Origin of the sequence: Tunturiibacter gelidiferens (assembly GCF_051013345.1) — a bacterium.
GTDB lineage: Bacteria > Acidobacteriota > Terriglobia > Terriglobales > Acidobacteriaceae > Edaphobacter > Edaphobacter gelidiferens_A.
The window spans coordinates 2,352,816-2,372,235 of the sequence record NZ_CP132939.1; the positions used below are offsets into that span (position 1 = coordinate 2,352,816).

Below are 19,420 nucleotides of genomic sequence, written 5' to 3' on the forward strand. Positions count from 1 at the left end.
ACTTCGAAACCGGTGACAACCCCTGTTCCTCCTATCCAAGGCCGGTCACATTCCAATGCGTCTGAAATCGCGGCCTCTGTTGCTGACGCAAGCCGAGTGGTCTGAGTTGCGCCCTTTGAAAGCTGTTCTGCCTGAAGATTGAGCTTCGTGACAGCATCCTGAACGCCCGGCTTTATCCCCTCTGCGGCGGTTGCAAATCGCTTTGAGGCATCAGCGTTGGTATTTGCAGCAGTAATCAACTTGTCAGTTTGCACTCCACTGCTAGTGGCGAGTTCTTTTGCTGTGCGAAGCTGAATCGAGGAGACAACGATGTCCCGCGGTCGCAAACGTCACGATAATACCGAACGCCATCGACGCTTGATTGGTCAGCCAGCTTTTCTTGAATCTCTGGAGGACGTTCATTTAGACCGACTTGGCTGCTGTCATACCCGTAAGTCTAGCATTTGCAATGTGCTGATAGATTTCCCTGTCTTCGTCTTTTGTTCTCTTTACAATCTTTGCATGAGACGCACATACAAGTTCCCGACTGAGGAAAGTTTCTCTGACAAATGCCCATCATGCGAAAAGCTGATTCGGCCAGCAGATATCGTCCGGTTGACTGTCGATTACTCCCGATGTCTTCATTGTGGGGCTGTGCACGCCACATTGGACATTTGGGGAAAGGCTAGAACTGCATCAGCAAATGATGGACCACAACAAACTCTTAGCTCTATGGAACACGGATGACTTTCCCGCCTGCCCGGAAGGAAGTCTTAGCAAGAGTTGCGACAAGCGCATGGGAGTTTGAACCTCGTCGGCCATATCACAGAGGTTGCAGTAGCAGAGTCTGATTCCTTGCAGATCCTTAACTATACTCAACGTGCACTTCGAAGAAAGAAGGCACGCAATATAAAAGGCGCCCACTTTGCTGTAGGTTGTGGTTATTCGTATCACCACCTACCGAAAGGAGCGGCGTTATGAGCCAAGAGAAATATATCGGCATGGACGTCCACCAAGCAACGATCTCGGCTGCAGTCACAGATTCCCGGGGAAGTTGATCATGGAAAGTATTCTGGAGACGAAAGCGGCCACGATCCTTGAGTTCCTCCAAGGGCTACACGGAAGTTTATCGGTGACCTTCGAAGAAGGAGTCTCTGCGGCCTGGTTACATGACCTGCTGAAACCTCACGTCACCCATCTCGTGGTCTGCGATCCGCGCAAGAACGCCCTGTTGAAAGACGGCAGCAAGAGTGACCGAATCGATGCGCGAAAGCTGGCGGAGCTGCTGCGTGGCAACCAGCTCACGTCGGTTTACCATGGCGAGCACGGGATGCGCACCATAAAAGAATTAGGTCGCAGCTACCTAACCATTACGAAGGATCTCACACGAGTCATGAATCGGATCAAAGCCCTCTACCGAAGCTGGGCCATTCCCTGTAGCGGTACCAGCGTCTATGCACCGCGGCATCGCACAGAATGGTTAGACAAGATCCCGGAACCCGGAGTTCGTCTCCGGGCCGAACGGCTCTATCAGCAACTGGATCTGCTGCAACCAGTGCGTCAGCAAGCGCGACGCGACTTGCTGACCGAGAGCCGCAAGCATCATGCCGTGAAATTGCTTCGCCAGATTCCTTCGATCGGTCCGATTCGTGCAGCCTTGCTGGTTGCGCAGCTGCAGACGCCCCACCGTTTCCGTAGCAAGCGCCAGCTGTGGGCTTACAGTGGTTTCGCGCTGGAGACCCACGACAGCGGCGAGTATCGCTACGTCCGAGGGAAACTGCAACGAAACCGGGAGCGCATGACCGTGCGTGGCCTGAGTAACAACCATAATCCCGATGTGAAGAATCTCTTCAAAGGGGCTGCGATCTCCGCTAGCACTCACCCTGGCCCCCTGTACGATTTCTATGTTGCTCTTCTTGAAAAAGGAATGCGACCGACGATGGCGCGTCTCACCCTGGCACGCAAGATTGCCAGCATCACTCTAACGATTTGGAAGAAAGGAGTGGATTTCGACGCCACACAATTGCATCGGCAAGAAGCTTGAGCGTCTCTGATAAGGAGGCCTTTCCATCTCCGGCCATTCTCTTAGGTGGTGGTCGGTCGGGTTCTCGAGACGCTCGGTTCGAGGTGAGTATCAGTCAATGAGTTCGGCCTTGTGTGCTTCGGCACCGAGTCACTAATGCACGCTATGCCTCCTCGGATAACCAGAAATAGCGATAGGCCACGAGCCTCAAATAGAACCATGGTTGACATTCAAATACCAGGTCCGCTTGCCCAAGTCTAAGACTCGATTGGCGTCGTCACCACCGGAAGATGCAAGCCACGGAATGGCAAACAAGCCAAGACAAACCTCTCGAGCGAATCGAGGGGCACGTTCACAGGCAGTGGGCTGGATCTCGAGACAAAAATCTTCTCGGCGTCCGGTCGAGGGAGAAACTTTTTCTTGACATCCCTTTTTATAGAACCCATTGAGCACGCCAGTAATTGTACGTTCTCGTCCCAAGTTGGGATTTCTGCAAATGTTAGACATTTGGTTAACAAGCAAACTCGACACAACGGAAGAAATAACAGCAAGATGCGGGGTTTGTAAAAGACTGGGTTTGCGTTCCAGGATGCTCACAGAAAACCACCAGTGGTACTGCAATAGAGAAGCGGCATATGAAGACCGCCTCTATAAGAGACCTCCGATTAGGAAGGTCTCTTTGCGCTAACTGCATCAGCTGTGGCGAAGGGTTAATCGTCTAGGCACCTAGGAACCTTTAGAAAGCATGAATGACATCCAAGCCATGTTACATGGCTCTCGTCGCTAGACGATATGACAACCGGTCCCAAGAGAGTCCAGGTCAGTGATCCAGTTGTTTCCGCTGTCGAGCCGGTTCCCACCATCGAGAGCAGCGATGATGAGCCGTTCATGTTGCGCCAACGCTCAAACGAAGAAACTGCCGACTACGATAAGGGCTCTGAATGCGGGCAGAAGGGTGGACAGAATGACGACACCGAGAGTCATGCTTGGCAGCGTGGCTGGGCTGAGGCGCAAGAATGATGGTCTGATACGCTAATCGGACTATGGCGAAAGCCCGTAAGCGAGTTGTTGAACCTGAGCCTCCCCTTGTCCCACAGATCGGTGACAAGGTCATCCCCGAACGCTCCTGACAGCGTATTCGTGATCACTAGTGTTCGTTCTGAGGGAAGGTAAGTCGATCTGGACTTGCCGGGTACGAACCTGCACCGGTTTATGCGTCCCAATGGAGTTCGGAATCCCCAACGACGAGGGCGTTACGCTGGTCGTTTGCTGTGTGGATTGAATACTACTTACCGGGCGAGCGCATCCCGTCTTGATTATCGCGGAGCTCAACACAAACAAGATGATCCAGACAAACTCTGGATGGCGTCTCTGCTGGACTTGGAGAGTTTGGCGGTGTCATTTGGCACATTGATTCGGCGGTAAAAATGCGCTGATAAAACGGGAGAGGCGGAAGCAGTGGCCGACATTGTCAATATCGAATCAGTGACAGAAGTATCCATATGGCTTGCCTTTCACATACAAGCTAAGGATCGACTGAACCAGGCAATGCATTAGCCGTTTTTCATACCGGAGCAGCAAATTTTGAGATTCTTTGCCAGTACCGAGAAACGCTAGGGAGCAAGTAATACCGATCACCGCGATACGTATCGCAATCTCCGTTCTCACGGAGCCCTATCGACCTCCTCTGCTTTTTGCATTAGCAAGAAGTTTTCTTCGATCGGACTGCCAGATCGAGGACGAGCAATCTCGCGGTCTTTCTATTTTCTGTGCTCTTGCAACAGCTAGAGGCTGACGATATGCACCATATGGTCGGTCTGCGGATTGCTCCTTCACTTCTACAGTTTCCAGCTGTAGGCAGAATCGCCAGAAAGTCAGTGGGCAGGTTCTGTCGCTACACGATCAATGCAAATTGTTGACGAGACGATTCGCAACAGCGATTGATATAAGGGGAAACCGGGCTTTATGAAACAGAATCAGCATGAGAGAAACGACCGTCAAAGAACAAGCGAAAGGCCTCAGACAGCGCGCCTATTTGTTCAGGGGGCATTGCGAGACTCGCGCAAGATGGGCCACTTTGATAGATCATTACGTGGATCTTGTGCAAAGCGGATGTGTTTCTTGTTGATCACTGGATGCTTCGTCCTCCTCCCTTCAAACTGTAGAGCCGCCGCTTTCGTTTTCCCTTCTTCAGTTTCTGTTGGTGGCACTGCGCTGACACAGCCGGTCAACATAACGATCCAGACCGCGGGCACGCTCGCAAGTATTCGAGTGTTGACCCAGGGCTCTGCAAATTTGGACTTTACGCCCTCTGGTCTCGGCACGTGCGCCGCCGGACCGTATGTTCAAGGGCAGATGTGTAGCGTATCCGTCAGCTTTGCGCCGAAGTATCCGGGACTGCGCGTCGGTGCCGTTCTGCTTGTCGACACTAACGGACACTTTATGGCCGACCAAAGTCTCTCAGGCGTCGGTACTGGCTCACTTAGCGTTATGGCCCCTGGTGAAATCAACACTCTGGCAGGGGACGGCTGCCTAAATGATGGGTCCTGCCCTACTAGCGGTGGTACGCCAGCCACTTCTTCTGCACTCAATCTCCCACTTGGGGAAGCCGCCGATGCTGCAGGCAATCTTTATATCTCGGACACGGGTAACAATCGCATTCAGAAGGTCGATCCTGTTGGCAATGTCACTACCATCGCTGGCGGCAGTGAGATAGCAGGCTTCAGTGGCGACGGTGGGCCAGCGATGTCAGCTCGGATCAACGCCCCGTCTGCGATTGCGATAGACGGGGCAGGAAACATTTTCTTCGCGGACACCGGCAACAATGCAATTCGCGAGATCAGCGCCGCAACCGGTAATAATATTTCGACAATTGCGGGGACTCTTGGCAGCGCAGGGTTTGGCGGCGACGGGCACGCCGCGACTCTAGCCCTACTCTCAGCTCCGCAAGGCTTTGCTTTTGACGCGTCCGGAGATCTCTATATCGCCGATACGGGTAATAACCGCATTCGTGAAGTAGACTCTTTGGGGAACATCAAAACCGTAGCTGGGAACGGGATCTCAGGATTCTTTGGAGACGGGGGCGACGCCCTTTCCGGCCAGTTTGATCTGCCTTGGGGGATCTGCGTCGCGACAGACAACAGTCTCTACATCGCCGATTTCGGCAATAATCGTATTCGCAGAATCGACGCGGTGTCAGGAGATCTCTCAACCGTAGCGGGCAACGGCACCGGGAGCTACACGGGAGATGGTGGCCTAGCCCTCAATGCGACATTAAATGGTCCGGCAAGTATCGCTATTGATGCCGCAAACAATCTTTATATAGCAGACTCAGAAAATAACGCGATCCGAAAAGTGAATCATGTCACAGGAGCGATCGCGACTTTTGCCGGCAATGGAACTGCTCTCTTCGGTGGCGACGGCTTTAACGCACCCCTTGCTGGCCTCTACAAACCTTATTCGGTGTACCTTGATGCCGCTGGCAATCTCTTCCTTGCCGATCGGCTCGACCTTCGCATACGTGAGGTAAGCGCGACCGTCGCAGGACTTCAATATCCTACGATGAAGGAAGGCAAGACATCTGCCCCAATCGCCCAAAGGATTGAGAACAATGGGAACGCACCGCTTAATCTAACCAACCTCGCCGCGCTCCCTGCTACCACTCATGCGGCACTCGACTTCACTCCAACCGATCCAATCACGACAACGTGTTCGATCTCCCAATCCCTACCGGTCGACAGCAGCTGCGTCCTTGCTGTCGAGTTCACTCCCGTGACCGTTGGTGCTCCAAGTACGGGTGTTCTCTCCGTAACCTCCGACTCGGGCAACAATCCCGTCGCCGTCGATATTAGCGGCACTGTCCTCTCCGTGGACCCAAGTTCAACGACCGTCACCTCCAATCTCAATCCCGCTGCAGTCGGTCTCGCTGTCGCCTTTACGGCGCACATCGCCAGTCCCAATCAGGTCACAGGAACGGTCCAATTCTTCGACGGAACTACAGCCATTGGCATTCCTCAATCCGTTACCCCTTCCTCGGATACAGCAACTATCACCACCTCGTTTTTAGTTCTGCAATCGCACAGCATCACAGCGGTCTACAGTGGTGACAATCTAAATGCAGCCAGCACTCCGAACAATCCACTCATCCAGATTATCGAGCAGGCAACTCATCTCAACGTAATTCCCACGGCAAATCCAGCGGTCGAATTCGCTCCACTAACCTTTAACGCTGTCGTTACTGGCTGGACGACTGCACCCACCGGCAGCATTACTTTCACTGACGGCACCACACCTATCGGCTCTGCCCCACTGAACGGCAACGGAGTCGCCTCGTTCCAGGTCCCATCATTAACGGTCGGGAAACATAACATCACCGCTGTCTTCGCCGGCGATGCGAACGACTTTACCAGCCAATATCCCTTTGTTCAGACCGTCGATCTGGCTCCCAGTTCAACAACCTTGAATACCAGCAATGCGGTCGCTCAGTTTGCTACCTCTATTACATTCACCGCCACTGTCAGTGGAGTTAACTCATCCACACCGACCGGCGACGTCTCTTTCAACGATGGCGCGATTACCCTTGCTACTGTTCCCCTCAATACGCTTGGGATTGCGACCTACATCAATTCGACGCTCACAGCCGGGACTCACACTATTACCGCCGTTTACCTAGGCGATGCGGATTACGCTACAAGTACATCTACACAGATAATCACCGAGACGATCGCGCAGACGGCTACTTCCACTATGCTCTCTGCCAACACGACAGACTCTATCTCTGGCAGACCTGTCGTCCTCACTGCCAGGGTAAGGGAAGCTTCGGGAGGCAACACTCCTACCGGCACCGTTAATTTCATGAACGGTAATATCCTCCTCGGGACGAGTCTCCTCATTAACGGAACAGCTTCTCTCACTGTTTCGAATTTGGGTATCGGAACGGACAACATAACCGCTATCTACAGTGGCGATTCGAATGACACAACCAGCAAGTCCGCCTCCCTCGTGATAACGGTTCTGCAGGCCCCCACCACCACAACCCTCACCTCCAGTCAGAGTCCCTTGCCGACCCTGGCCTCGGTCGTCATCACCGCAACCGTCTCCAATGGAGGCATAAATAGACCAACTGGCCTGGTCACTTTTTCGGAAGATTCCGTTTCGATAGGAGTTGGTACACTCAACGGCGACGGCTTGGCCACTATATCGATCCCATCTCTTACTGCGGGCTCTCATACTTTTGTTGCCACCTATGCCGGTGATCCGCTAGACATTTCAAGTACCTCGGTTCCCTTTACCGAGCTCGTTCAGCTACGACCTAGCACGGACACACTTACCACATCGGCGACCTCACTGACCGGTGGACAGCAGCTCACCCTCATCTCGGTAATCCGCTCGACTGGTTCACCTGTTTCAACCGCTCCAACCGGTAACGTCTCCTTTATGTCGGGAAGTATCACGCTCGCATCTGTGCCGGTCGATGCTACCGGTGTAGCAACCGTGACGGTCCTATTGTCAGGAACGAACGCCACTATTTCGTCGACCTACAATGGCGATGCTAACTACGGCGCCTCGTCTTCTTCACCGACCCCGGTTACCATTGGGCCTCCACCCGATTTCGACATTCAGGCGACTCCAACTTCGTGGCAGATGCAGAGCAAGCAGAACCGCACCATCAAATTAACTCTGATATCTGTCAAGAGCTTTGCAGATAGCTTCTCCCTCGGGTGCCTCGGTTTACCCCAAAATGCGACCTGCACCTTCTCTCAAGATGAGACTAACTTGGCGGCAGGTGGCGTACAGTCCATCGACGTAACCGTCGATACCGGCTCACCGTTGCTCAGCGGGACTCAGGCTCGGAATGACAATCACACCGCCTCGACCGCAGCTCTCGCCTGGTTGCTTCCCGGGTGCATTGTCTTCGGACTCCTAGGTTCTCAAGCGCGACGCTTTAGATCAATCAGCCTGATTCTTCTCCTTATGGGACTCTTCGGGCTTACGTCTGCCCTCTCTGGGTGCGGAAGCATCCAGAACAACGGAACACCACCAGGGACCTATAACTTCATGATCAACGCCTCCAGTCAGACTGGCGTTTCCCATTTTGTCAGCGTGACGATGACCATCACTCAATAGGAAAGATGTGGGCAATGAATAGATCTCTTTCCATCGCTTTCGTCGCGTTGACATCTCTTTTAGGTCTTCGGAAGAGCTCTGCACAGGCGCTTCCGACGGCCACGGCCCCCGGAGCATACATCTCGATTGGAGAAACCTTATCCTCCTTTCAATCCGGCTACGGAAAGCAGACGTTTGACGGTGCCGGGGTATACGTCGATATCAACCCCATTAGAGCGGTAGGAATCGAGGCTGAGAGCCGGTGGCTGCGACAGAACAAGATGTCGAAGATTGGCGAGTCCACCTACCTGGTGGGTCCACGGGTCCAGTTTCGAAGGGGGCCGTATACGCCATACGTCAAAACGATCGTTGGCTTGGGCTACTTCAACTATCCATACGATTCAGCAAAGGGAAGGTACTTTGTTGTCGCAATGGGAGCTGGAGTTGATCTTATGCTCGGCCAGAACCTCAAGATACGTCTTATCGATGTGGAGTATCAGCAATGGCCACAGTTCACATTCGGTACGATAAACCCATACGGGGTTAGTTTCGGTCTGAGCTATCGTGTCTTTAATGGCAGCCGACAAGGTCCGCGGGCACTCGTCAGATGAAACGACACCCGCAATGTCCCATACGACTATGTGATGGCCTCCCCTCCAAACTCTAAGAAAAGTAAAGTCACTTCGCCGTAAAGGTAACGTAACGAAAATGCTTCATTGCTACGCCAGACTTGATCAGAAATTGTGACTACTGCATTCCAGGTCAGCAACGCGATGCGCTGGATTCGTTCCAATTACGCTGAGAGTCTTCGAATCGAAGCCCTTGCGCGGGTTGCAGGCATGAGAGCCACGTCGTTTCACCGTCATTTTCGAGAAGTTATGCAGTAGCGCTCCAGAAGCCGAGAATACAGTGTTCTCAGCGTGGACCAAGATTCCGCGAGCATAACCGTCTCTCTGGGTATGAGCGAAAGGCGGTTCCATTTTGGGTCGGCGTGTGGATTTAATGCGCCCGCGATCTGGTTCGAGCATGATTTTTGAGCTAGAATGGTCTCGTATCTGATGGCACAAGTTGAGTTAGACCAGCGTCGGAGAAAAATGAGACTGTTTGATGTATGTACGTTTTTCCTTGTATTGATCGTCGGTGCGAGACGATATCCGTTCCCCTGGAAACATCTGGCCGCGGCTCTAATAGCGAAAGATAGTTTCCTCCAGATATCGGCAGTCTGCGATCTCTTAGGGATGCTCACAGCCTGTGACTACGTGATGTCCCGCATCTGTAGATCAAATCACCACCCCGCCTGGATTAGCTTTCTGTGTGCGGGCTACATTTCCGTAGGATTAATCGTTACTCCCACCGCCCGATCTCTTATTGCAAGTATCTTTCTCAGAAAATCTAAGTTGGAACGAGCTCCCAAGCGAGTGTTGTCATCGCAGTAGAGTCATGTACCGATCCTAAGGAACGTCATGTGTCTCTGATCGAAATGGTTGGAAAATACGCCGCCCTGCTAGGGCGGAGACCATGCGTTCAGAATCATTCGAACCTTGGATCTGATTTCAATCGAGCAAACCTATGACCGCTCCCTATGCCGAGCTTTTCACGAGACTTTCAGTGCATCCCGTTGTGTGGATGTTGCTTGCCCTTTTCTCTTCGACGGCCGCTTTTAAAGGTGTTCTGCGGAATAAAAGCCTCTGTTCAGTTGTTGCGGATTGCATTTTTACTGGAGATTTTCTCTGTCGACGGATTGACTCTCCATCTGCACGTTATTGCACGGGACGTCTTACTCTTGTGGTCAACAGTATTCTTCTTCGTCTTTGCCGCCTGCGCCATTGCCTGGGTCAGGGATCGGCAGGAATGGGGCCGACCTATGTACTACGTCCAATCATGTGACGTCGATTCTACCCGTCTGAGGGCAAAGAGCTGGTAGTAAATGCCGGGACTAGCTTTCCTGCCAGATCGAAACAATCCTCACCGACTATATCGAAGGATCTTTGCCACCCTGACAGTCCGACCTGGCCATCGAAGAACATCGGAAGTATCGTATCCAACTCTTGTACGAGGCAAGAGCCAGATACAAACGCGCGGAGCGGTCCAACGCTAAGGCCATTCAAACGATCAAAGAAACGGGTATCGGATGACGGCGAGGTTCGGCTGTGATGCCGAAGATCTTCCAGAAAAACTTCGACATCACTGAGTTCGCCCTCCGAAGTGACTTCGATCTTAGCTTCCCAATTCCGCAAAACGTACCCGGTCAAAGTGTACGAATTTTGCATCTGAAAGCGCAAGATCACGATAAAAGGCACTCCGTGTGTCCGGAGTTCTGAGCTTGTGTATTCCAGAATCTGATAATCGCAGGGCGTCATTTTCACTGTCCTGGTGAACGAACTGTCGAGATTTTGCCGCATCCTTTTCGACAAGTTCTGTCAGATTAGATAGTCGATGGATGAGTCGCTCCCTCAGGCTTCTCAAGTCACCGTTATACCATCGCGGTGGAAGAATTGAGGTGACCCAAGAAAGCACCTCAGGAAGAACGGTTCGAAAGTGGGAAATCCAGGAAGAAACGACCTCGTCACGCCAGAGTTCGAAGTAAACGGACGTTTCGAGATGGAGAGCCGCTCCTGGAAGCTCTCGAAAGTTCCAATCAGGACCTCCAAACATGTGACCGTGGTCGATGAAGCAAGCCTCCTGAGCGCCGTCGTCCGATGTCCTGACGAGAACAGCCTGTCGGTTGTCCTGATGATTCGCCCAAACGTCTAAGATGTACATTCCCAAAAATGCATCACGATTCGCAATGGTGTTGACTCTCGACGGACTGATGTACTCTGATGGCCGTTGTGGGCCAGAGGGTTGGCCAACAAGCAGGCTTCCAAAGTGCAAGCCGGCGTGGGGACGCTTTCTTCCTGAGGGAGTTCAAACCAACAGTCAGGCTCACTTTCGATGAAGTGATCGGACAGGTGAATCATCATACTTTCTGCTACAGGAAGCCCGACTGCGCCTGCGATGACGCCACCCAGAAACTCATTGGCCACGACATTAGACCCCTGCGGATTGCCAGCCATTTTTACGACGTAGAATCGATTGTCGTCGCACTGAACCAGAATTGATTGAGAACCACCTTTCATCTTCCGAATGTATTTGTTAGCAGAGAGAAAAACAGTAGAACAAGGGTGCTCTTCCTTATAGAAGGAATCAAACTCAACGAAACTCAACGCATTCCTCCAAGTTGAATGACTAGGAGGCTACATGGTAGGACCATGATTTCGCTAGTAGGATATTCAGAACAGTTCGCAGTTCGATAACACTTTTGGGTGAGCCGCTAGAACCGCCTCTTTCTCTTGCAAACCCCAGTCGCTCCGCACTGAATGAACTGCCGGATCTCCGGGTACCGACGCCGACAGTCGGTTGGTTCCCTGTTCAGAGGGAACAGCGAAGATCTGACAACACGCGGAGAGCAAACTGCGTGCGGAGCGGACACGTCTGCATTCGCGGCTCACGTCTAATCCGGAACCGGGTGGAAGATGGATGTGCTTACAAGCGTCCACACTTCAGCGGAGAAGCAACAGAGAAGAAGCCGCCTGAAGTGTGGAGTCTGCTGGATCTCATTGCGCGGCTTCAACCGTGCACTTATACTTTACGGGTCTTCGATGATGCAGGTATTGTACTTCAGCGAGTTCCGTTAGTGCTGCAGACCGTCGTTGACGATAATGGAGCTGCGAATGGAATGAATCCGACGATTTGTTCCCGATGGAACTTGCTCCACCCAGGGCTTTACTGGAGGCAAAAAAAGGATCAGTCTTGGGATATGTGTGGCACTGCCCCGGCCATTAGTGCTTCTACGGTTTCTATTCAATGTATGTCAGCGCCAGCAGGTAGGTCCCTAGGGCGTGTCATCAAACGAGCGAGAGATAGGCACAGGCGAGATGGATGGCGGCGAGGAAATTTCTGGCGGTTTTGTCGTAGCGGGTGGCGATGGCGCCAACTGCTTGAGTTTGGCGAAGGAAATTTTCGATCAGGTGGCGAGCTTTGTAGAGCTCTTTGTCGTAAGTGCGCGGTTGCAGGCGTTTGGCGCGAGGCGGGATCACTGCCTGTTTTCCAGCCTCGCGCAACGGTTCCAGCACTCTGGCCTCGGCATCGAAGCCCTTGTCGGCGATGACGATTCTGGCCTGAAGCTGCGGCAGCAGAACGTCGGCACCGTCCAACTCACAGGCTTGTCCGCCGGTCAGATGCACACCGGTTGGGTTGCCCAGCGCGTCCACGGTTACGTGGATCTTAGTGCTTAGCCCGCCCTTGCTCCGCCCGAGGGCTTGTTTGCCGCCCCTTTTTGCGAGCTCCCGCGCATGCTGATGGGCGCGAAGGATGGTGGCGTCGATCATCGCATATTCTTTGTTTGCATCCCGGCTCAGATGCTCCAGTACGTGCTTCCAGATGCCGCGCTCAGACCAGCGCGTGAACCGCGTATGCACCACCCGGAAATCGCCAAAGCGCTCCGGTAGATCGCGCCACGGAATCCCCGCTCGATAACGGTACAGAACCGCTTCCACAAATAGACGGTTGTCCCGCGCTGGACGCCCTTCCGTCCCAGAGCGACCAGGCAGAAAATCCTTGATCCGATCCCACTGGTCGTCCCGCAATCCGTAACGACGTAAACCCATCCCACGACGATAAAAAGACTGCAACCTCTCGCATATAGCGAGTTTGATGACACACCCTAGAGTGGGTCGGAGTGTCAACACGTTTTCGAGATCACACGGAAGTTGCAGTTTTACTGGTGTAAACCGATGATAATCTTCCGGTATGTCCTCCCTTGATAAGCTCGCTGTGCGATTTACGGCCATTGTCTTAGCTATAGTTCTCATCGGTTTCGCCGCTCGCTTCGCTGTAGCCGGTATTTACGCGGCGGCACATAACACACTAGATCCACGTAAGGCTGATGATAAAACCATACGCGGAAAGTGAAAGACGTTCGCAATAGTCTATGAGCAAAGGAAAAACTATACCCCTGAACACAATGCATCGTATCTCTCATCGTTGGCCTTCTAAGCGGCATTGTCAACTTAAGAGGTTGAGGGACATTCTGAGCTGGGCACGCTGCGGGTCTTGCGCTCGCTTAGGCCGCGGTCACTTCCCGCCAGACCGCGAATGACCGCGATCGCAGGAGCCGGTGATTGCTAGACCTCAATAAGTGTCGGCCTACACGGAACAGATTTCGGACGGCATCATTGAGGGAGAGAAAACGTTGTAGCGTGCCTGGCAGATTTGAATCGGCGCATTTGCCGTTCCCGTTGGCGCGTCGGCTGATGCGAGGCTTCGACGCGATTGTTGGCGTACCGCTCCACCCTGTGAGTCACGTTGCTGAAGATGCTTCGCATGGCAGCGGTGTAGCTTCTCAATTTGTCGGTAATGATCTGCAGTGGTTCCGCACCCTGGCCACGCAAGAGTTTTCGAAAGAATCGCTCTGTGATGGGCCCCGGTAATTTTGAGCCAGGAGAAATGTTAGTCTTCGACCAAATCTAACCCTATGGCTGAGGAGGATTTGGATGAGGAAGAGACGGTTCACGGTAGAGCAGATGATTGGTGTGCTGAAGCAGGCGCAAGTAGGCGTTCCTGTCGCGGAGGTGATCCGCAAGGCGGGGATTAGCGAGCAGACGTACTACCGGTGGAAGGCGAAGTACGCTGGCCTAGAGGTGGACGAAGTTCGCAAGATGGCTCAGTTACAAGAAGAGAACCTGCGTTTGAAGCAGCTTGTTGCAGAGCTAACGCTGGACAAGACGATGCTGCAGGATGTGCTCTCAAAAAAATGGTGAAGCCTTCGCGGCGTGGGCCGATGGTGGAGCGGCTGGTTGGAAGCTACCTGGTAAGCGAACGGCATGCCTGTCGTGTTCTACGCGTCCCTCGAGCGACCTACCGCTACCGAAGCTGTCTCGATCCACGGACTGAACTGCGGATGAGGATCCGCGAGATCGCTCAGGCAAGAGTGCGTTATGGATACCGCAAGATCCGCGTGCTGTTGAACCGCGAAGGCTGGGATGTGGGCAAGTACTTGGTGTACCGGCTGTACAAGGAAGAAGGACTGACGCTGAAGAGGATGAAGCCTGCCGGGAAGCGGAAGGCATCTCGAACTCGTGAGGATCGGATCAAGCCTACGGCTCCGAACGAAGCCTGGAGTATGGACTTCGTGATGGATCAGCTGCAGGATGGAACGCGGTTCCGCGCCTTGACGATCGTGGATGTGCATACGAGAGAAGCTGTAGCGATTCAAGTAGGACAGAGCCTGAAAGGAGACGATGTTGTGCGGACACTGAACCAGTTGAAGCTAGACCGTGGCGTGCCGAAGGTGCTGTTCTGTGACAACGGCAGCGAGTTCACCAGTCAGGCGATGGATCTATGGGCTTATCGCAACAGCGCTAAGATCGACTTCTCCAGACCAGGCAAGCCAACAGACAACGCCTTCGTTGAAAGCTTCAACGGAACCCTGCGAAGTGAATGTCTGAATATCCACTGGTTCCTCGATTTGAAGGAGGCAAGACACCTGATCGAAGCATGGCGGCAGGAATATAATGAGAGTCGTCCTCACGCAGCTCTCGATGACAGGACGCCGAGCGAGTTCGCCAGCCAGATCGCGGCTAGCCGCGATCTGGCTGGAACCTAAACAGGTCGAAGACTAACTCTGACCTTGGTACAGGAAAATTAGGCCCTTCAACTTTCACTGCTGACTAGCAAAGATCTGGATTGGTTCATCGAGCGAATCCAAAGGGAGTTTCGCCCGATCCCGTAGCAGAGGCTCGGATTGTCTGCCGACTCGCGAGTTCTTGGGAAACCGATGCGTTAACCACCATTTGGTACGCATGCCAAGTGAACGCGATGCTTGCCGCCGAGTGTAAAGGCCTATTTGAGCCTGCGCCGCTGGATTCCGAGATGGCGAAATGGGAGCGCCAGTCTCGCGAAGATTTTCTTAGAGGTAACAATCTACAGGAAGCCCCGGTGATGGCTCCCCGCGTCGAAGCTGCACTTGTGAAATCGGAAGACGGAGACGCTGACGAATGGCTCCGCCTCATCAGCGAGATGTCAGTGGAGGAGGGCGGCACTCATTACAAAGAATTCCGATGGATGAAGCCGCTCGAACTCCCCGGATGGGTCGAAGCATCCGACGAAACACGGTTGCGCATCGTTGAAGCGGCAAAGCGCTACCTTATGGGAACGACTTTCCCTGAACTTGACTCAACCCCATCAAATCAGGTACGTAACGGAGCTTCGGGTGGTATCAACGCACTTTGGTTGCTTCAAGCGATGGAACCGACATTCTTGCAAGAACAGCCGCCCAAGTTTTGGACTCGATGGATTCCCAGCTTCACAGAAGACGGTCGCGCTGGCGAGGACAAAGTATTAGCTATCGAAGAGATCTTTCGCCTGGCAGCCCGCTCAGCTCCCGATGCAATGAATCAAAGACTCCTCGCATTGATCGACTTTCAAAACGCGGGTGAGCAAAAGTATCTTTTCTGTTCAGCTCTGCTGGATCGAGGATGGTCAGAGTCGTTGGGTCATCTTCTTTTCCAGAGGCTCCAAAAGAACGACCTCGCTCCTTCGATCCAAGGAAGTCTCCTGAACAAATTGCTGCTCAACGAGGTCGCAGATGTGCGGACTTGGGCGGAAGACGTAATTCGGGCAGATCATGAAACCGAACGAGGCATGACTTTCTCTCGGGTGTTGTTGGGTGTCGGTGAAGAAAAAGCATGGCCCGTTCTTTGGCCACTCATTCAGAACGACGCAAAGTTTGGTCGCGCGCTGCTCGAAGGTTTCTCTTATGGCCGCCCTGACAGAAGCGCATTCGGGGGGATTTACCGAAGTCGAACTTGAGGAGGTCTACCTCTGGATGGCAGAGCAATATCCACCAGCGAATGGCCGAATGATATCTGGTGCTGTGGGGCCGGTCGATACGATCCGATTTTTTCGCGATGGAGTATTGGAGATTCTCAAGAAGCGCGGCACATTTGAGGCGTGTGATGCAATTGCCCGCATCGAATTAAGGCTTCCCCAATCCAAATGGCTGAGGTATCACTTCGACGAGGCTGAGGTCCTTGCCTGCGCCTCGACTTGGGAACCACCTTCTCCCGAGGTGATTCTCGCAATGGGCGAGGACGAGAGCAAGCGCTTCGTAGAGAGCAATGAACACTTGCTCAATGTCATCGTCGAATCCCTGGACCGACTCCAGGCAGAGTTGCATGGTGAACTGGCAGCTGTAGGAGACCTTTGGAACAACCTAGAAAAAGAATGGTGGCCGAAGCAGGAAGAGGATATCTCAGACTACGTCGCTCGCTTCCTGCGGAAGCACCTCTCCGAACGTGGAGTCGTAGTGAATCGTGAGGTACAAATTCGGCGGGGCCGTCGCGGCGAAATGCCCGGACAAGACACTGACATTCATGTGGATGCCTTGTTGCCGAAGCGTGCCAAGGAATCACACTATGGCCCTGTAAGCGTGATCATCGAGGTTAAGGGAACGTGGAATGATGGCTTGATGACGGACATGGAGGTCCAACTACGTGACCGATATCTGCGGAATAGCGGTTGCCGAACTGGACTCTACGTGGCTACCCACTTCTGGCAGCGTGACGATTCGCTCGTTTGTAATTGACGCCTCATTAGACTCGACAGTCGCGACGGGGATCGAGTACGACGACGTCAGGCAAAAGTAGAGGCGGCTTTTGATCTTAGACGGGAGTAAGAAGCTAAACTTTATCGGTGCCACACTGCAGGAGTGTCATGATTTCTGACGATGATCTGGTGAAAATGCGATTCGGTATGACCGAAGTTCCCGCTCCAAGCGGAAAGCCAGGAGATTACGAGGAGCGCCTTACCCCAGGGGTGTCTGGAGCGCTCTTTTTTCGAGACTTCACTTATCGCAATCCTGCGAAGAAAAAGGGCGAAGAACTTGCTGATGCCTTAGTCCTCTTTGACGATGTTGCTTTCCTTGTCCAGGTGAAGGCGCAGCGCGGGAATCACGGAGCGAAGGCTTGGGCGACAGAAGCCATTTTGAAAGCGCTGAAGCAGGTCCGTGCGACCCACGAGAGTCTCGTCACGGGCGTAGTGAAAACTCTAGCCAATGAAGTTTATGGAAGACTAGAGTTCGATGCGCTGAGCTACCCTAATATGTACGGGATCATCATCCTCGCCGAGGTCGGAGCCCTTCGATCCAGTTCATCTAGTGCCTGAACTCAAGGATGCCGGATTTCCTGTATTCGTATTCTCACTCGCCGATGTTGAACTCATCACCCGGCGGTTTGATACCGGGGCCGACTTCGTTCACTTCATCGAGCTTCGCGTCGATACAGCGGCAATGGGCACATACCAGGTGAATGACGAAGAGCAGAACGTGTTGCAAATGGTCGAACTGCTCCCGAGATCTACGTGTCACGCATGCAGCCGATCTCTGCAAAGATCCTAAACCGAACGGTCGAGGCATTTCGTGAAAAAGCCTCAGGGGAGCTCGAGCTGTCACCTGGTTGGCGATATGGTCTCGCGATTGATGACATGATTGCTCGCGCCCACGACGTTGACCCTGATCTTGAGTGGAATACCAGATCTTCTGGAGTCAAGGTGCAGATCGCGAGATTTTTGGGTTGGCTGTCTCGGGATAGACGCATCAAGTCGGGAAAGCGCATGCTAGCTGCGTGTCTCGAAAGCGAAAAGACGGGTGATCCAGATTACTTCACACACTACCAGCGTTCGAGAGGAACAGTTGGAGTTACCTTGCATCACTTGAGTCAAGAGAGAGCAGAGTAAAACGACTGGAATTTCTTGTCACTTATGCTCACTTCAAGTATCAGGTTAAGCAAGCTTTTGGAGTGGCAACGGATGCCGGAACGAGTGGTAGAGCCTACGATTTCATGCTTACGTGTAAAGAGCCTCCGCCGGCCGTTCCCGAATATCTCAAGACAGTTCCCGATCCATTTACGCATGACATGAGCCCCTTGTAGCCGCGAACAAGATATCGGGTGGTGGTGGTGGACGACAAGCCAAATAGCAAGCTCGCCTATGCTGCGACCTGATGTATGTAGAACGGAAGCTCCTTGTCCAATAGGATGTGCTCAAGTCGTTCCTGGCTTACAGTGCTTGGAAACAGCCAATCGGACACCCTTTTCAGCGGCTCGCGCGTCAGGCTCCCGGTGGAAAATCACGCCCAGCACGCGCCGTACGGGGGAACTCATCCCAGAGTGGCCGCTGCCTTCAATGTTGGATAACAAGGCGTCATTGAAAGAAAGACGACTTTGCGCTTCCGAATCAGCACAGGCATCGCGATCAAAGCGAGACTTTACGACAAGGTGCGCGAATGTCTGGGCGGTAATAGCATCGAACCGCGTCAACGTTGCCGAGAGAGATCCAAAGCTATGGGCAGAGTCGTTACGGACTGGAAACAGATCGTAATAGAAATCAAAATAGCTCTTTTCTGCGAGATCGAAGGTATCTTCCGGCGGGAGTCGAATCTCTCGAAGCCAACGATCTCTCGTCCGCGTCCGGTTCTGACCTGGCTTGCCGAGCAGCCCTTCAACAGCCCGCGTGGCCTGAACGATCGCAGTTTCCATATTGGGAATTCGTGAAACCATGCTCCAAACATCGGGCTCTGGATGTTGATGTCTACGGTGAGCTGGAGGTCGCAGAGCACACTCGAGACAGAACCAGTGATTACGGAATGAGTCGCAAAGCTGCTGGGCTGCGACGAAGAACTTTTCGTCCCGAAGCAACAATTCGAGGATGCGTGCGTGGTCAAACCAATGCTCAATTCGATAGATAGAGCGCTCGTTCAAAATCAGGGGATCATCCCCGTCCAATCGATCCTGACTCTCAACAGGTTTCTGCTGATCGAAGCGATAAATCCACGCGTAGTCGATCTCTCGCGATTGTTCTTGCATTGAAGCAAGCCCAATAGAGATGGACATGCTGCTCGCAAGCGTTCGCCAGAGATTCGATAGAATGTTTGTGCGGTCAACTTCGACCAGGAGCACAGTGTAATCATCCTCTTGTTGCGTCCACAGCGAAGCTTTCTCTGGACCGAAGCAAAAGAAATCGACGCGATCCCTTGGGAAGGAAATCCACCCGGCGGTGTGTCTTTCCAAGCTTGATTGTCGATTGCGATGCCCTTCAGCATTGCGTGGTGACAATCGGCATTCGGCACGTCTAGCGGGTAGGAGGCAGCTATCGTTTCGTTGATTGTCCTCCATTCCTCCGACATCTGCTGAATCGTCTGGATACGTTCCCAGGAATCAAGGTCAAGTTTCTCGAGACGCGCCCGATACTTGTCCTGGAGATTGTTCAGTGCTTCGC

Annotated in this window: 13 protein-coding genes; 8 read left to right on the forward strand and 5 right to left on the reverse strand. The window is 53.1% G+C overall.

The genetic code is table 11. The features are described from left to right. Positions 1-1,039: 1,039 nt before the first annotated feature. The 4 genes from RBB80_RS11625 to RBB80_RS11640 all read left to right on the forward strand — a co-directional run bounded on the left by RBB80_RS11625 (position 1,040) and on the right by RBB80_RS11640 (position 8,718). Positions 1,040-2,023, forward strand: coding sequence for a transposase (locus tag RBB80_RS11625; protein WP_433964555.1), 984 nt, complete (start codon positions 1,040-1,042; stop codon positions 2,021-2,023). 771 nt (positions 2,024-2,794) lie between these two features. Then, complete coding sequence (locus RBB80_RS11630; RefSeq protein WP_433968323.1) at positions 2,795-3,022, forward strand: hypothetical protein; 228 nt, start codon at positions 2,795-2,797, stop codon at positions 3,020-3,022. A gap of 1,335 nt (positions 3,023-4,357) precedes the next feature. After that, the gene (locus RBB80_RS11635; RefSeq protein WP_433968324.1) at positions 4,358-8,128 is read left to right on the forward strand and encodes an Ig-like domain repeat protein; all 3,771 of its coding nucleotides are present in this window, start codon (positions 4,358-4,360) and stop codon (positions 8,126-8,128) included. A 14-nt stretch (positions 8,129-8,142) separates the two neighbouring features. After that, a complete protein-coding gene (locus RBB80_RS11640) occupies positions 8,143-8,718 on the forward strand; it encodes an outer membrane beta-barrel protein (protein WP_433968325.1) in 576 nt (191 codons plus the stop codon). A 2,139-nt stretch (positions 8,719-10,857) separates the two neighbouring features. Here RBB80_RS11640 and RBB80_RS11645 read toward each other — a convergent pair. The 3 genes from RBB80_RS11645 to RBB80_RS11655 all read right to left on the reverse strand — a co-directional run bounded on the left by RBB80_RS11645 (position 10,858) and on the right by RBB80_RS11655 (position 13,614). Further along, positions 10,858-11,313, reverse strand: coding sequence for a HipA family kinase (locus RBB80_RS11645; protein WP_433968326.1), 456 nt, complete (start codon positions 11,311-11,313; stop codon positions 10,858-10,860). Between the two features lie 681 nt (positions 11,314-11,994). Next, complete coding sequence (locus RBB80_RS11650) at positions 11,995-12,756, reverse strand: IS5 family transposase (RefSeq protein WP_433968327.1); 762 nt, start codon at positions 12,754-12,756, stop codon at positions 11,995-11,997. A gap of 564 nt (positions 12,757-13,320) precedes the next feature. Beyond that, positions 13,321-13,614 carry a DDE-type integrase/transposase/recombinase gene (locus RBB80_RS11655; RefSeq protein ID WP_433969623.1) on the reverse strand — a complete coding sequence of 98 codons (294 nt, stop codon included), beginning with the start codon at positions 13,612-13,614 and terminating at the stop codon, positions 13,321-13,323. Positions 13,615-13,641: 27 nt separating this feature from the next. Between RBB80_RS11655 and RBB80_RS11660 the strand changes: the two genes are divergently transcribed. The 4 genes from RBB80_RS11660 to RBB80_RS11675 all read left to right on the forward strand — a co-directional run bounded on the left by RBB80_RS11660 (position 13,642) and on the right by RBB80_RS11675 (position 17,311). Beyond that, positions 13,642-14,753 (forward strand): IS3 family transposase gene (locus RBB80_RS11660; RefSeq protein ID WP_433964155.1). Its coding sequence is split into 2 segments (ribosomal slippage): positions 13,642-13,894 and positions 13,894-14,753, totalling 1,113 coding nucleotides; the frame shifts between segments, so codons are not numbered across the junction. Between the two features lie 212 nt (positions 14,754-14,965). Next, positions 14,966-15,958 (forward strand): hypothetical protein, encoded by a 993-nt coding sequence (locus RBB80_RS11665; protein WP_433968328.1) that lies wholly within the window; start codon positions 14,966-14,968, stop codon positions 15,956-15,958. 16 nt (positions 15,959-15,974) lie between these two features. Further along, entirely contained in the window at positions 15,975-16,733 is a 759-nt protein-coding gene (locus RBB80_RS11670; protein ID WP_433968329.1) for a hypothetical protein, read from the forward strand. Between the two features lie 128 nt (positions 16,734-16,861). Continuing rightward, positions 16,862-17,311 (forward strand): hypothetical protein, encoded by a 450-nt coding sequence (locus RBB80_RS11675; protein WP_433968330.1) that lies wholly within the window; start codon positions 16,862-16,864, stop codon positions 17,309-17,311. Between the two features lie 34 nt (positions 17,312-17,345). Here RBB80_RS11675 and RBB80_RS11680 read toward each other — a convergent pair whose 3' ends face one another. Together RBB80_RS11680 and RBB80_RS11685 are read right to left on the reverse strand one after the other, a co-directional pair. Continuing rightward, positions 17,346-17,513, reverse strand: a complete 168-nt coding sequence (locus tag RBB80_RS11680) for a hypothetical protein (protein WP_433968331.1) — start codon at positions 17,511-17,513, stop codon at positions 17,346-17,348. 673 nt (positions 17,514-18,186) lie between these two features. Next, positions 18,187-19,257 (reverse strand): hypothetical protein, encoded by a 1,071-nt coding sequence (locus RBB80_RS11685; protein ID WP_433968332.1) that lies wholly within the window; start codon positions 19,255-19,257, stop codon positions 18,187-18,189. Positions 19,258-19,420 lie beyond the last annotated feature (163 nt).

What these genes read in the sequence shown, in the direction of transcription:
- RBB80_RS11650 (WP_433968327.1), bottom strand. Translation starts at nt 12,756, where the DNA reads ATGGGTTTACGTCGTTACGGATTGCGGGACGACCAGTGGGATCGGATC.
- RBB80_RS11625 (WP_433964555.1), top strand. Translation starts at nt 1,040, where the DNA reads ATGGAAAGTATTCTGGAGACGAAAGCGGCCACGATCCTTGAGTTCCTC.
- RBB80_RS11675 (WP_433968330.1), top strand. Translation starts at nt 16,862, where the DNA reads ATGATTTCTGACGATGATCTGGTGAAAATGCGATTCGGTATGACCGAA.
- RBB80_RS11635 (WP_433968324.1), top strand. Translation starts at nt 4,358, where the DNA reads ATGTGTAGCGTATCCGTCAGCTTTGCGCCGAAGTATCCGGGACTGCGC.
- RBB80_RS11670 (WP_433968329.1), top strand. Translation starts at nt 15,975, where the DNA reads ATGGCAGAGCAATATCCACCAGCGAATGGCCGAATGATATCTGGTGCT.
- RBB80_RS11665 (WP_433968328.1), top strand. Translation starts at nt 14,966, where the DNA reads ATGCTTGCCGCCGAGTGTAAAGGCCTATTTGAGCCTGCGCCGCTGGAT.
- RBB80_RS11630 (WP_433968323.1), top strand. Translation starts at nt 2,795, where the DNA reads ATGACAACCGGTCCCAAGAGAGTCCAGGTCAGTGATCCAGTTGTTTCC.
- RBB80_RS11640 (WP_433968325.1), top strand. Translation starts at nt 8,143, where the DNA reads ATGAATAGATCTCTTTCCATCGCTTTCGTCGCGTTGACATCTCTTTTA.